Below are 14,963 nucleotides of genomic sequence, written 5' to 3'. Positions count from 1 at the left end.
ATATAAGTAGAAATTTAGATAAAAAAAAGAATCTGCATACTTTTTACGGATCACCGGTAGGAGTATCGCAGATTCTTTTCTTATAACAAAGCTCGTCTTTGTTGGATAGTAATATATAAACCTAATAATCGGTCAGTGGGCATCATACCATTTTGTAAGTCTTTTAAATGTGATTCTTGAATGATTCCACTATTGACCGCTTGCGCAATATATTTTTCTGTTGCTGTTCGCATAGCTGGTGATGCAGGATTCCATGTTTGAGTCACCTTTATTTCCTCCTTTTTATCTTCTACAATTAGTTGTACCTTCATTTTGCTATTACTCGGTACGATTACAACACCTTCTAATTTGTAGCCAGTGGGCATTTTCCAAGATGATTTCACCTCAAAATGAGGACGATCGATAGAACCCGCCCAATCTCCTCCCCATGTAATACCAAGTTTTCTGGCAATACCTCCTACTTTATTTAACGTCATTACATCATACAAAGATTGAGGGGGACTAACAGCAAGATCCCAAGCTAAACGTGATTTATGATTGCTACTTAATGTCCAAGTAACAATCTGACCTGGTCGAGTACGCCCTTGCGCATATAAATAATTTTGCCTTGCTTGTGAGCGATATGTTTCTGTAATGAAGATGTTGATGACGCCAGCCTTGTAACACTCCTGGAATAATAAACGACATGCCGATTGTGCAGGAGGTAATAACTCAGCTAAGTCTCTACAGGTTGCTGTTACGCTTGTACTCATTTAGTGTCCCCCTCAGCAGTTTTATCCTTCACAATTGCTAAGATATTTTTAATGAAATTTGGTGTGGGTAAACCCATCTTTGTACCGTTTTCAGTAATTGAAATAAATTCAAGCACACAAAATGCAATCGCTGCACCATCGCCTGCATACTCGATACCAGGCACAACAACAGCCAATAAATACACAGAACTAACTAGCATTAAGTAATAAACTTTACGTATGATGCCATTGAACCCAATACGACTATTTAAATTATGATTAACAATACCGGTCAAAATACCAGTCATATAATCAATTGCCATAAACCCAATTAATACGGTTACCGCCATTCCCAATCCATCCACAGAATAAGATACAATTGTGCCGATAACGCCACTCATTGTTGCAATCCATCTGTCCATTACAACACTTCCTTTTTTAGTACATAAATAAAAACCCTCCACAACTACGTGTGGAAGGCACTTGTTAAAAAATTAGATAAAAAATAACGCTCGCCTTATGACTGCGTTTCTGGTTGTTCTTCTATTGCTGTTGATGGTAAAACACTGATGATAATATGTTTATTAATAATGGCCCCACCAATATTTACAAAGTTAATTTTCTGATCGTTTAATGTGACGGTAAATGCTGTTGCATCAAACTCCGCATTCATTAGATTTATTGCTTTTCCATTGTTTAGTTGTACTTGATAATTCATATTAAAATCTCCTTTTTATTTAAGTTCTAAATAACCTTGGTCTTCACCAAAAAGTCTTACATATAGCCTTTTTGGATTTGTTGCTGTCGATAACCCAAAACCTAATCCACTCGTATCAGTTTTTGCTACATTTCCGTAATTACCATCGACAATTAAATCGCCATCAGTTCTCACTCCATTAAGAGCACCTAAAACAAGAGTGTCATATATATGTCGAATAACCCCACCAGTTGCCCCACCAAAACTAATCATTTTTGGTTCGTGGTCAGAATAATGGCTCCCTATTCTAAGTACTTTTCCTATCTGAACATCATCAGAAATATTAATGTTAGCCGAATAAATATTTACACTGTTTAATGTACCAGTGTGAATAGAACCTAGATTACCAGTAATGTCAGACAATACATTTACTGCACCAATTAAATTAACCTTAGATGCTTGAATAGAAATGGTCGTCGAGGTTTGGTTGATTAAAGATGCAATTTTATTACCAGTATAGTCCATCGTACTAACTTTTTGACTGATTTGATTCGCTTGTTGCGTAATGCTACTTTCAGCGTTACTTACACGTGTACCTATACCACTGATTTGCATTTGCTGGCTAGTCACTGTTGACTGTATTTGTGAAGCAGTTTGAGAGACAACGGAAACGTCATTACGGACGGTTCGAATATCATTATTAATCGTTACAACTTGGGCCGATACTTCGCTACGTATTTCAGCTGCAGTTTGAGTAATACGACTACTTAAGTTGTTATTTAAGTCTGTTACGCTTTGTGTAATGCTATCAGCACGTATATTGATAGCTGCAATCGATACGCCTATTTCTTCAACCTCTAAGTCAATCCGGTCGTCTGTCTGCTCAAACTTTGAACGATAACGTTTGTCATTGGCATTAATAGTTGCTCGTTGATTTAGTAGTGCATCCACAATTGTTTTAGCCTGTGTATTTCCTACATCAACTTCAGATTCACTATAATCACGCTTTGTTTTTTTGCTTATAATACGTGTTTGGTATTCGAGCTGTAGGTCTTCATGAATGAGCCAAACCATATCTCCCACATTACCATCTACTGTAGTCACCTTTACTTTGATACTTGTCTCAGGTGCTGCAGGTAGCTCACTAGCTAAACGTGTTGTCATATCTTCAACAGTTTCTATGTTCTCGTCATGGATTGGATCGGCAATACGTATTCCGATTCTTGGTGAACTTGCTAATGGCGAGGTATAAGTAATATCAATGCCATTAGCCCCATAGCCTCTAATTTGAGTTTTTAAACCAGCTGAAGGAATACTATAAGATAACGTCTCGATGTTATGTCGATAACGGAACTGCAAGTCATTGTCTACGCCTGTTTTTTTGGCGAATCGTATAACCTTATTCGGCAAAATTTGACGCTCGCATTCAAATACGGAGCAAAGATGCTCAATCAACACAATAGGATTAGCTTCCCCAAAGTTCGGAAGTAGCTGATAACCCTCAACATCCACATTCATAAAAGTCCAACCAGTACCATCAAGGATAAACGACATAAAATCATTCAAAGTCCTTGTCCCACCATGAATGCCATATTTGAAATCGTCTGCTAGTGAAAAATAACTGTGAACAGCAGTTGCCTTTTTTGTGAATGTGTCGCCACTAAAATCTTTCACAACATATTCATGGCCATCCTCGTCTTCTATCAAGGTTTCAAAGTCTAGCAATTCATGTCCTGGATTCTTTTCATGTAAAAAAGAGCTAAACGAGATGCGTAATGCCCCGTTCAACTCTTCAAATTTTTCGTAGTTTGTTTCCAAAAGAGGTTCTGTTCGTGAACCATTTGTGACAATGAGCAAGTTACATCACCTTCTTTATAATAAAAATACGCCAATCCATAAAGAGTAGCGCTTACTGAATAATATAGGATGATTATAGTCCTTTAGTATTCATTAAAATATACTCTTCCACAGATTGTTTATAGTCCTGGTTCGTGATGTCATTGATTACATACGTATCATTTGTTTTTGGATTTTGACCACCTGACATGATACGTTCTGCTGCAATACGAACTACTACTTGATTTATCATTATAAAATACCTCCTACTTGGCTGTCTGTTTGTAATAAAAGAATATCTTCCTCTAATTTTTGAATGCGTATTTGTTCCTCAGTTAACTCAGGAACAGGGTATAGCTCAATTACAGGCTCCAAAGTCTCAGGATTGATTTCTTTGAGGAAGCATTTTGTGTGGTCGATAGAACCATATGGAATGTCGATATATCCAATTGTACCCCAATCTCCATGAGGGATTACATCTCCCTGCGCTTCTCCTGTCTGATAAATAATTCGTCCTTTCTGTCTCTCAAATACTACACGATTGTTCATTTCTGCCATGATGTGTTGGCCTCCTTTTAATTTTATCCCCATGCAATCCAGTTGAAAGTAGCTTGTGATATAGTCACAGGCAATTTCAATCCGTTTGCAAGTTTTATAGTTTTTAAGTTAAATGTAGTAGGTTGCGCGTTAGTTCCTGACCACGAAGCTATTTTAGAAGAGTCTACACCCATGCTATCTGTGGCTTTTCTGTACGTAGTTGAGAAAAAGTTTGTTCCATTACCGTACCAAACATAAATAAGTGTTGGCTCAAATGAAAGATTTAATATCTCAATATAGTGTGAATTTACATTAGCTATAGATGCTAAATATTAGAAACTCATAGTGTTAGAGATAGTAGTGTAAGTCCCTGTAGAATACGGAATACCTGTTGGAATAGCTACTATGTTAGCTGCTATTGTTGCGAACTCAGCAGTAGTACTTGTTTGTACACCCATGTAAGTAGTGGCGTTCGCAACTAACGCCTTACCACTACTTACAGATTGAAAAAGTGTGTCGTACTCTATATCTGTCATTAATCTGCGCCAAGGTCGCCATCCAGTTTCCGACCATGCTCTATAATAAACATTGTTATCCGCCACTGTCGTAAACCTTTGAATACCATAGTTAGTACCTCTAGGGTTAATGCATTCTAATACACCCCAAGAATCAGGTGGTGTATTGGTAGCTAAACGTTCCCTATCTGATAAATGTACCCCCAAGCAAGGTTATCAAAGTTAATCGCTCCAGTAAGAAACTCATCACTATACTTGAGTACAGTTTTATTCCATTCTGAGCGCTCTCCACTTTGAATATGCACTTCTTTATTTCCGATATGATTATTAGTTTTAGTATTCAGACCTTTTACCGATTCTGCTGTTGCACCTTTATCTACATCACCTATCGTTAAATCATTGACAAGTGGTGTTTTCAAGCCTTCTAAATGTTCCTGAAGACTAGGCGCTAAGGTCTGGTAAGCGATTTCACCTGTGTAAGCCATGTTTGCGTTTCCCTCGTAAAATAGTTTTAATTAATCTCCATATGCTTGCCAGTCGTATAATGCACCGTTAGGCGATTCTACTTGTAGCCAGAACTCAGTGCTATTTCCACCGCCATTTCCCTGATATTTACTACCGTTATCATCTACATAAAGGTTTATCTCACCGAAAACAATAGGAGAGTTGTAATAAACAGAACATGACCTATGCTTATCACTTGTAAAACTATTCCTTTTAGCCACTATAGCTCTAGGCGTAAATCCTAAGTTGGCAATTCTAATGTAACCTGCTGCATATCCGGGTCTATTAGAGGTTACAGTAGTCGTACCTGAAGACTTTTTTGCCCCTACTGGAATAGCTCTAATATTAGCCGCCATCTGTGCGCCTGTAGCTGTTGGACTTGTTGTAACTCCTTGCTCAGTGATGGCCGCAGCTACATTTGTTTTTACATCACTGGCAGATTGCTTTAAATCTTGTATAGAGAACCACTTACTGTCATACCCCATAAACACTACATTCGTTTGGTCGTGTACAATCTGAAACGGTGTGTTATTCTTCTTGAACTCTAAACCGTAGTCTACAGTAGAGCTTGCGTTCAACTGTATAGAAGCACTGGAAGAAGTAGCAGAACCGGGCACAATCATTTCAAACGTCGGAACACCTTTAGTAATAGACAAGTTACCGCCCATCCCTAATGCGCCTGCCATAACGTTGTTACCTGTTTTCGTTACAAAGCTTGATGTCTGCGGTGTCCACGGTTGAGGCAATGTACTTGGTTCACCACTCTTTGTAAATTCCGAAAGGTTAATCTCATTAAACTTTACTTGACCTTGGTCAGAGTATACTTCTGCATATACTTCCATAGAAACAAACAAATTGTTAGAAGTGCCTGCTTTTTTATGAATAGGGAAGTACATTCGAGTAGCTTCAAACTGCACATCACTTACGTAAAAACAACTAGCAAAGGCAGGTGATATACTAATTATCTCCATTTGTTTTATAAACGATGTTGCACCAGATTTACCTATATTCCATATCACGACTGCGGAACCTGCTGAATTGCCTACATTGTAACCGCTTGTTATAGTCATTTTTACTGCTCCCATGAAGTTTGCGATTGGAATGTTAATATATGCGTATTCCTTAGCAGCAGGGTCATTATTCCAAAGGTTAGCATTAAATGTTAACGATTTTTTGAACCAATGTTGACCTGTGTTATCGATTGTAGCAGGGCTAAGAGCATTGGGCTTAGGTAGACCATCAACTACAGTTTCAACCTCAGCCACACGTGCAGTAACTTCTGTTAAATCAGCTGGCGGTCCCTGTGGTCCTTCTGGTCCTTGAGGTCCTTGAATACCTTTTAAGGATTCAATCCATTCTTCCATCGTTCCTTCGAACCCATTCTCTACAGCTAGGTCGTATGCTGATTTACCTTGCGGACCTTGAATCGGACCAACATTCTTCCAAGTATTCGAGTTGTCCTGCCATACATAAAGATCACCATGAATCATGTAGGCGTCACCAGGTGATCCAGTAGTCGGTAAATCGCTCTCACTCAATAACTCACCGATAATATTTACCCCTGTACCATCTTTACCATCAGTTCCTCTCTCGCCCTTGTCACCTCTATCACCTTTTCCTCCTTTTTCAGCAAGCAATTGCCAATGTGCATTAACGACTAATGGAGGAGTAGGAGGTGCATTTCCTTTGGTGTTTTTTAACGTAATAAAGCTACTACCATTTAACGTTACAATGTTATTGGTAAAATATTGAACCTCATTGTTGTATTCAGATTTTGGGCTTAACTGATTAACATAGTTCTGCATTGTAGTAACCGCATTAAGTGCATCCTGTGTGGCATTTTGAGCATTTTGAATAGCTTGATTTGTGTTGTTAGTAGCGTCATTTGCACTTGCCGTAGCAGTATTAGCACTTGTAATAGCGCCATCCAACAGCGTTAGAGTATTTGACACGGTCTGTAGAGCCGTTTGTAAAGCTGTATTATTTGCATTAATCGTCTCTTGTGTAGCTGCTTCATTAGCTGCAATAGCCTGTTGTACGGCAATATTCGCATCATTTACAGCCTGATTTAGTCTCTCTAACAGTTCATCTACTTCACCACCTGCTAGAATATTGATTTGTATCTGCAGGTTCGTTAAACCTGTAATGATACGATTCCAGTTTTCGTTTATTTTATTCCGTTCTGCTCGACTAACTGGCGAGCCCGTTGTGTGTAAACTTATAACCACTTTTCCACCTTCTTTACATATATAAAAATCTAAAATTAAAAACGATACTGTAAACAGTACCGCCTGTAACCTGAAAGCTATTCTCTCCAACTGCCAAGCTGAGTAGCTTTTTATTTGTTTGTTTTAAAGCGGATGTACCGTTTTTAAATGATTGAATCCCTCTTAAAATCAATGTATCTGTACTACCATTTATTGATCCGTTAAATTGATAGGTTTCGCCGGTTGTACGATTTGTTATTGTGACACTATTGCTGAATGAACCTATTAATATGATTTCAAGTTCATGTTGCCGGGGATCAATAGCGACATTACCGTAATTTTCAACTGTAAAGTTATTGCTACTAAATGCGTAAGATAGGTCATCGTCCCAATCAATCCCCATGCCCCATTGCCACTTATCGATGTCCCATTCTTTTAGGTCACTTGTTGTAGCCACTGATTCAGCGTAGAGATTTTCGCATATAAATTTAATTTCTAATTCCCCAACTTTCCGTAACAGCTCATTTGGAGAATAACTTTCAGCTAATCGTACTTTCCAACGCTTACCTGGTTCAGCGTCAAAGATAATATAAAAGTGCTCTTTTCGGGCAAACAATGCATTTATGTCAGCAATAAACAATTTAAAATCATGATAATCAAATGCTTTATACATAAACTTCGCTGTAATTGTACGTCCGCCAAAACGCGTGTTAGTAAAAATTGCTCCATCACTACCATCCATTACAGACGATTGATGCTCTATTGATACGGAAGGGATAAAATATTTTAATAATTTCAAACTGTAGTCGCTCATCAATAATTCACGACCATCCTTTAAAATCATTTTCATATATGATTCAACCCCCTTGTCAATGCATGGATACTTGCATTGTTATACTGTCTGCCGCTGACTACATCTACAACTGATTCACCTAGAACTTGTCCATCTAAAACTGATTGTACAATAATAGTTGAAGGTCCTAAATTTTGTGCTACGGCGTTGTTCTTAGATTTTTGTATTGGCAATAAGGTAGGGGATTCGGGTACAACACTATTCGCCAATCGTTCACTGACATTTGTAGCTTTATTCATAATTGAATCGAACCCATTAACTATTCCTTCGCCAACGTTCTGCATTAAAGAAGAAGTTGGATTTATATCGAAAACTTTTTTAATTGTCTCCGACACATTTTTCACAAGATTATTTGCTGTTTGCTGTAATGCTGACTGCATCCCCTTCATTCCATCTATTAAACCTTGAATAGCATTCTTTCCTATATCGTTCATTGAACCTAATATTTCGCCGGTACCAAAAACGACTTCTTTTATTTTCCCTTGCCATTCAGTATTTAAAGTGGACAATTCGGTGTTTGCCGTATCACGTAAAGCTTGGATTTTTATTTTTGTTTCAGCTTGTAATGGCTCCAACTCCTTAATCGCTGCTTCACGAGCTATTAAAAGTTTCTTTCCATACAACTCTTGATATTCCAGCAATTCAGCATCCGTCATTCGATTAAGGGCTTCTAATTGTGCTAGAACACTAGGACCCATTGCTTCAAGTTCATCGATAATAACACTTGATAATCCACGCAACTCAAGTTGCGATAATTCAATTCGCCATTGAGAGAGTGCACTCACTTGCTCACTTAAATTTTGAGTTAAGCTAGATGAATCTACTGGTTCGGCTATCTTCACTTCATCAAATAGTCCAAAGTATCCTTTAATGCTCTTCGTGCGACTATCCAATGCATTGTTATACGCCTCGTTGAGCTTCTGTTCCTCATCTAATAGCTTTTTATTAATATCCTGTGTTTGCTTTAAATAATCATTATTAATTGATTTAATTTTTTCGCTAATTGCTTTTTTGGTATCATAGAACTTCTCTTCATAATAAGTACGTTCCTCTGTACCTGCTTCATACTGTGCAAGATAATTCTCATAAATCTTCAATTCATCTGCGAGCGATAGTGTGTTATATTTCTTACGTTTATCAACGTATTCCTTTTCATTTTCGAATTGAGCTTTAACCATTTCAGAATACGCTTTGTTGAACGCCTTTAAAGCATTGGTCTTTTCTTTAGTTCCCTCTTTAAATATTGTTGCACTATAACGCCAAAACTCGGCCTCTTGCTTTGCTGTCATTTCTCCAGCAGCCTTTTGAGCCTCTACGTATTCCTTCAAAGTTTTGAATTTTGCATCAACTGAGTTAGAGTCGATTTTTGCAATTCTTTCAGCGTATTGTTTTGTAATAGTTTCACTATCTTTCAAGGATTGTTCTTCTATCTGCTTAATTTGAGCTATCTGATCTACGGTAAGGGCGATTTGTTGTTTTGTTGCATTGTTTTTAATCGTAGCAATTTTGTCTGAAGCTTTTTGGGATATTTCAATTCGCTTATGCTCAGCCTCTTTTTGCAATGCTTCAATTTCCGCTGCATTAGCTTTTGTAGTATTACTAATAACTTCTTGGACTTTTTGCATTGCCTCTTTAGTAATTGATAAATGCTGTGTAATATTTGGTATGGCAGCCTCAGCTAATTCCTCAGCCGCTTTTCTAACTCCTTCACTTCCTTGCTCGATCCCGATCGCTAAACCTTCACCCACACCTTTACCAATTGGTATCATGACACGTGATGGAGAATTGATTTTCAATTTTTTCTTTGCCCAATCTGGAATAAGACTAGCTAATTCCCCGATTTTCTTTTTTACTCCATCGAACATATCTCCAATACCACTAATCAAACCGGAAACAATGTCTTTACCGATTTTTTTCAAACTTATGCCAAATAAAAAAGCTTGTGCTTCATTCCATTTTGTCTCGATTTTAGTTTTCACTTCGCTCATTTTATTACCAACAGCCGTTTTCATTTCATGAATTTTATTTTCAGCTGTTTGCTTAATGTCATGTACTCTATTTTTAGTAGCCGTCCATGCGTTGTTCCAGCCATCACTAATTGCCTTGCCGAGTGCTTTGGCGTCACTTGCAACATTTTCCGTGTATACCTTCCACCGTGACTTTATTTCACCAGTTTCCCAGTCTACCTTATTGACATGTTCTTCCGCTTGCAATTGTGCCTCACTTACAACCTTTTGGTGCATATCCTCTGCGTTAGCAACAGTTTCATCTCTTTTTCTCTCTGCCTCATCAATAACTGCTTGTGCCTCTTCTGCTGACATCGTACCTGTTTCATCTCGTTGACGAACTGCCCATTTATTCGTTTCGTTATATTGTTCTTCTGCTTCCTTCAGAACCTCATCTTTTTGCTTAAGAGAGTTTTTCACAACTTCAGCTGCTTGCTCTGCTGTAATTTTTGAAGCCTCACTTTTTAAGCTTTCTAGAATAATCTTTTGCTCAACTTCACTATCAGAAAGATGTTTAATTGCGTTCTCAGTCATCGTTTGTTGAATAAGATTGATTTCTTGTTGCTCATCCTCTGTAATCCCTCTATTGTTTTCTGAGGCATTTTGATAAATTTCTTCAATCCTCGCCTTACCACTTGTTATAACCAGTTGTTGCTTAGCTTGACTTTGTGCAACCCGTTCTAAAATTTTTGCTTCTTGTTCTTCAGTTAAGGCATCACTTTGAGCAAAATGATTTTGCATAGTCTCTAATTCTTGCGCATGATCAGATTGCATTTCGGTTAACACTTGATCGCCCATCTCGTTATAAATACCTACCATATTGGCAGCCATTTCTTCTGTTACTGCTACACCGGACCAAGCCATTTGGTTAAGTGCTACTGTCGCCTGATCAGATAATTCTAGGAAACTCCCAACTGATTCTGCGGTCGAATCTGATACTTTATCTTTCCAATCCTCAACTTGAATGGATGATTCATTCAGTTCACGACCAACTACTAACGCTGCTATCCCAAAACCTGTAAGCAAGGCTGCTGCTATCCCAATTGGCCCTGAGATTAATGCAAATGCCGCGCCAAATGCTGTTGTCGCGCCACCTGCTGCACCAATCGCCATAGAAAATCCACCTACAGCACTGATAATGGAACCAACACTGGATATTAACGTTCCTCCAACCACAAGTAAAGGACCAATCGCAGCTGCTAAGCCACCAATAATAACGATTGTTTTTTGTGTTTCAGATGATAAATTACTAAATTTCTCTATCCATGGTGCAATGACATCCATTACTTTAAGCACCATCGGTATTAAAATCTGACCAATACTAATACCAATATCTACAAGCTGATTTTTCATGATGGTCATTTGCGATTCGGTTGATTTGTAATTTTGAGCAGCCTCGTTGGATAATGCTGTATTATCTTTCCACGCTTGCGAAGAGGTATCCACTGCAGACGATAATAGGCCCGAAGCATTTGCCATACTTAATAGCACATCTGTTTCGTCGCCTTTAACACCCAATTCTGCTAGAACACTTGTTAAGTCGGCGCCTCCTTCTGAAGTCTCAGCTAACCCTTTCACTAATGCATCTAATGCTGAAACAGCGTCCGTCTCGAATGCCTTTTTAAAATCAGCACTCGACATATTTGCTGCTTTTGCAAAACCAGATAAGCTCTCTCCTCCATCACCGACAGCTTTTTGAATTTTTTGTAGAACTGTTGTCATGGCAGCTCCACCAGTATCAGCCTGGATACCTAAACTAGACATTGTCCCAGCAAGACCCATGATTTGGGCCTCTGTCATGCCTAATTGCTCACCTTGTTTAGCAAATTCCATGCCCATTCCAACAATGTCAGATTCGGTTACCCCCATCTTGTTACTAAGCTCGATGACAGATGAGCCTAATCGGTCAAAATCCCCCTGGCTCATTCCAACGATACCAGCAAAACGTGCGAATTCTGTTGCCGCTTGCTCCCGCGTCATGCTTGTTGATGCACCTAAATCAATAACCGTACGTGAGAAAGATAGTAAATGATCTTCAGCTATCCCCAATTGACCAGCTGATTCAACAACTCCTGCTATTTCAGTAGCACTTACTGGTAACTCCTTAGCCATACTACGTATGCCGTCTTCAAGCTTTTTAAAATTTTCTTCACTCGTATTGACGGATTGCCGCACACCCGCAAATGCATTTTCAAAATCTACTGCGGCATTAAAAGCTAATACGCCAATAGCTTTGATAGGCGTTGAAATCGTAGAAATGCTTTCGCCAACTGATTTCACCTTCCCACCTATCTCCTGAAACTGACTCCATTTAGAGGATTGAACATCTAATTGAGTGCTCACTTCTGTTAATTGCGTATTTAATCCATTGTATTCAGCGAGCGCTTCATTGACAGCAATAGCCTGTTGTTCAATAGCTTCTGTGGAGGCTGATCCCGATGCTACTAATTCATCATATCTATTGCGTTGTTCTGTTAACTTAATGCTAGAGGCATCAACAGAACGAGATAAAATATTCTGTTTTTGTGATAAACCTTCGATAGAGTTTTCATATTCACCACCGCGTGCTTGTAAAGCCTGTAATTCCGCTCCCATTGCAGTCAATCGTCTAATCGACTGATCGATAGAACCATTAAAATTAGCTGTATTGAGACTCAGTTCAACAGCACGAATATTCGTCATTTATTCTTCACCGCCTTTTTGCCAAAAATCAAAATTACAACCAAGGAATCTCGTCGGCTGTAACTTCTTCCACATCTTCATAGTCATCGTAGCCTTCTGAAAGCTCAAACCAAAAATGAATATCCATTTCATCTATTTCATGTAATTTGTAGCCTTCTTTTATTAATTCACGATAAAACTTTTTAATATTTTGATATGGAGTTAATCCGCTTACTTTCCCTCTTCACCACTAACGGCAGGTTTTGTTTCAAGCCCTCCAATGTTCAACACGCTATTAAATACACGCATAATTTCATCTTGCAGCTTGCCTGCCTCTAGACCATCCCATATGTCGTCCACAGTGAATTGATTATCGAAAACATTTACTACGAAACCAATCATTTCATCGAATGTTTCGACTGAAATGTCATTACCTTCTTTACGCATTTTTTCGTTCATCTTTAAGGCATTTCGGAATACTCGAGCCTTTACAAAGTCATTGCTAAACGTTTTCTCTTGGCCATCAATCTTTAATGTAATCTGCATAATTTATCCATCCTTTTTATCATAATAATAAAAGAAACCCTCGAAAGGGCTTCTCTCTTTTAAGGTGTTGGTACTGTTTCACTTGGTTTTGCCACTGCAGCAAAGAACGTTTCTGCTGTCGCTGTAACGCCCGCATCACGTGTATCGACAGTATGTTTGATGATACCTTCGATTAATGGTAGTGCCTCACCACCAAATGGATACACTTTATAGCTTGTTTCTCCTTTTTTACGTGTAGTATTCAATTCTTCACCTGGTTTTAATTTTGCTTTTAACAGCCAGACCATTCTAGATCCAGATTCAAAACCAATTGCCATTGCATTTGGCGTATCATTTGCATTTGTGATGATACCGCCTTCTGCAGATTTTTTATGCCCATACCAGTCAACAAGTACTTCTGTTGGTAAGTCTGCTGTTTCACCAGCAATAGTAATAGAATCCAATTGTGCCTCTTGGTCTACGACACGATCTCCCGCATCCAAATGTGCTTCTGAGAAGTTAGGTGTCAGTGTTAGAGAAATAGGCATTGTTAATGTTTTCACTTCGCCCCAAGTTTCTGTTTGCTCGTTTGTCATTAGTGCATAGTGGATACGCTTTAAGCTAATTTTTTGTGGTTTTTCATTTACTGTTGTTGTCATTTACATGACCTCCCGATTTTTTATTATTAATCATCAAAAAAGACGAATTGCAACACTCTATTAAAGTGAGATTCGCCTTCTTCGTATGGTACATCATATTCTAAAATTCGTTCATAGCCATCCTTCTCCATCAATTGTTTGATGCTTTCTACAAGGTGATGGTAACTTGAGACAGACCATACATTTAGTTGTATAAGTCTCTCTGTTTCAATTTCCTCTTCACCCGCTTCGAAGATTGGCTTTGCACTTACCTCTAAAAATGTAATAAACTGATTTGGTTTTTCCAAGCCAGTAGGAATTCCGTTAAACACGACAGGTAAACCTAATGGCTCTAATATAGTAGGAATGTGCACAAATAAATCTTTCATAACTTTATCTCCTCAATCTACATCTGCCGATACTTTAATTATCTTTAAGCTCAATATACAAGTGAACCATCGTCCTATTTATCCCTGACAACTGAGAAGATGGTTATGCCAGTTTGACATTGTGATTGCTGCACCATCCCCCTTTAGTGAATGGAAAATTGCACTCCTATAATAGAGTAAGACATCCAACAACGAAGGCTCTTCAGCATTCATGTATTTAGAAATTTCCGGATAATTTAAAACGTCAACTGATTTTTTGTCAGTTGACGTTTTCATCTTTACGCGCATATTCATTTTTAGTCACCTCCCTTCAATGCTATTATTTTTGAAAAGCTCAGGGTTGATCTTAGTTGGCTAAGATTCTATTAATTTTCTAACCTCAGACATACTGTGTATAATTTCCTCTTTTAAATTGGACTCCTCCTGCTTTAACCGCTCCAGTTCATCACTACTTGCCCACTTCATCTGCCGAAACAGTTCTCGAATTCTTGCTTGTTGGTAACGTGTATACTCATCGGTATAAAAGCAAATATACTCTCGACCACAGTTCGGGCAAGTAAAATAAGTCTTTTCAATAGTATGTTGCAGTTTGTCTTTCTTAAAATGTTGGACATAGAATTTGTGACCGCATGATTTATTGCACTTAGCATAAATTGGCTCCATCAATCTCTCCACTTCCTTCTATTTATCATGTTATTTGGCTTAGCGCCGTCCTTTAAATCAGAACAATACAAAAGACCACTCTTTTGAGTGGCCTTCAACCAAGGGGAATTTATTTGTTGTGACATTGTTCATTTGCCGAACTATTACTTCACCATCATATAACGGAACTTCAACTCTTGCTATTCACACTACTGAGTGTCA

16 protein-coding genes are annotated in these 14,963 nt (G+C 38.3%); all 16 read right to left on the bottom strand.

Features of this window, described 5'->3' with window-relative positions; all coding sequences use genetic code 11:
• Window positions 1–80 precede the first annotated feature (80 nt).
• Window positions 81–752, bottom strand: coding sequence for a M15 family metallopeptidase (locus ACOMCU_RS10150; protein ID WP_010861289.1), 672 nt, complete (start codon window positions 750–752; stop codon window positions 81–83).
• The gene (locus tag ACOMCU_RS10145) at window positions 749–1,153 is read right to left on the bottom strand and encodes a phage holin family protein (RefSeq protein ID WP_010861290.1); all 405 of its coding nucleotides are present in this window, start codon (window positions 1,151–1,153) and stop codon (window positions 749–751) included. The genes ACOMCU_RS10150 and ACOMCU_RS10145 overlap by 4 nt, the downstream gene beginning before the upstream one ends.
• Window positions 1,154–1,248: 95 nt before the next feature.
• Window positions 1,249–1,449: a hypothetical protein gene (locus ACOMCU_RS10140; RefSeq protein ID WP_010861291.1), complete on the bottom strand. Its 201-nt coding sequence runs from the start codon at window positions 1,447–1,449 to the stop codon at window positions 1,249–1,251.
• 15 nt (window positions 1,450–1,464) lie between these two features.
• Window positions 1,465–3,285: a phage tail protein gene (locus tag ACOMCU_RS10135; RefSeq protein ID WP_010861292.1), complete on the bottom strand. Its 1,821-nt coding sequence runs from the start codon at window positions 3,283–3,285 to the stop codon at window positions 1,465–1,467.
• 73 nt (window positions 3,286–3,358) lie between these two features.
• Entirely contained in the window at window positions 3,359–3,517 is a 159-nt protein-coding gene (locus tag ACOMCU_RS10130; RefSeq protein ID WP_010861293.1) for a hypothetical protein, read from the bottom strand.
• Window positions 3,517–3,822 carry a hypothetical protein gene (locus ACOMCU_RS10125; protein WP_010861294.1) on the bottom strand — a complete coding sequence of 102 codons (306 nt, stop codon included), beginning with the start codon at window positions 3,820–3,822 and terminating at the stop codon, window positions 3,517–3,519. Before ACOMCU_RS10125 ends, ACOMCU_RS10130 begins: the two co-directional genes overlap by 1 nt.
• Window positions 3,823–4,133: 311 nt before the next feature.
• Window positions 4,134–4,523 carry a pyocin knob domain-containing protein gene (locus tag ACOMCU_RS10120; protein ID WP_421050101.1) on the bottom strand — a complete coding sequence of 130 codons (390 nt, stop codon included), beginning with the start codon at window positions 4,521–4,523 and terminating at the stop codon, window positions 4,134–4,136.
• Entirely contained in the window at window positions 4,490–4,801 is a 312-nt protein-coding gene (locus tag ACOMCU_RS10115) for a hypothetical protein (protein ID WP_010861296.1), read from the bottom strand. The genes ACOMCU_RS10120 and ACOMCU_RS10115 overlap by 34 nt, the downstream gene beginning before the upstream one ends.
• Before the next feature lie 30 nt (window positions 4,802–4,831).
• On the bottom strand, window positions 4,832–7,048 hold the full coding sequence (locus ACOMCU_RS10110) for a hypothetical protein (protein ID WP_421050100.1): 2,217 nt from the start codon (window positions 7,046–7,048) through the stop codon (window positions 4,832–4,834).
• A 13-nt stretch (window positions 7,049–7,061) separates the two neighbouring features.
• Entirely contained in the window at window positions 7,062–7,877 is an 816-nt protein-coding gene (locus ACOMCU_RS10105; RefSeq protein WP_421050099.1) for a distal tail protein Dit, read from the bottom strand.
• Window positions 7,874–12,568, bottom strand: a complete 4,695-nt coding sequence (locus tag ACOMCU_RS10100; protein ID WP_421050098.1) for a phage tail tape measure protein — start codon at window positions 12,566–12,568, stop codon at window positions 7,874–7,876. Before ACOMCU_RS10100 ends, ACOMCU_RS10105 begins: the two co-directional genes overlap by 4 nt.
• 210 nt (window positions 12,569–12,778) lie before the next feature.
• Entirely contained in the window at window positions 12,779–13,093 is a 315-nt protein-coding gene (gene gpG / locus ACOMCU_RS10095; RefSeq protein WP_010861300.1) for a phage tail assembly chaperone G, read from the bottom strand.
• A 59-nt stretch (window positions 13,094–13,152) separates the two neighbouring features.
• Window positions 13,153–13,731 (bottom strand): major tail protein, encoded by a 579-nt coding sequence (locus ACOMCU_RS10090; protein WP_010861301.1) that lies wholly within the window; start codon window positions 13,729–13,731, stop codon window positions 13,153–13,155.
• 26 nt (window positions 13,732–13,757) lie between these two features.
• Entirely contained in the window at window positions 13,758–14,099 is a 342-nt protein-coding gene (locus ACOMCU_RS10085; RefSeq protein WP_010861302.1) for a hypothetical protein, read from the bottom strand.
• 78 nt (window positions 14,100–14,177) lie between these two features.
• Window positions 14,178–14,393: a hypothetical protein gene (locus ACOMCU_RS10080; RefSeq protein ID WP_010861303.1), complete on the bottom strand. Its 216-nt coding sequence runs from the start codon at window positions 14,391–14,393 to the stop codon at window positions 14,178–14,180.
• 60 nt (window positions 14,394–14,453) lie between these two features.
• Entirely contained in the window at window positions 14,454–14,765 is a 312-nt protein-coding gene (locus tag ACOMCU_RS10075) for a hypothetical protein (protein WP_155242530.1), read from the bottom strand.
• Window positions 14,766–14,963: the final 198 nt, after the last annotated feature.

The organism is Lysinibacillus sp. UGB7 (assembly GCF_049058285.1).
Taxonomy (GTDB): Bacteria; Bacillota; Bacilli; order Bacillales_A; family Planococcaceae; genus Lysinibacillus; species Lysinibacillus sphaericus_B.
Note: the sequence above shows the minus strand (reverse complement) of the source record. Positions and strands in the feature narration are given on the sequence as shown.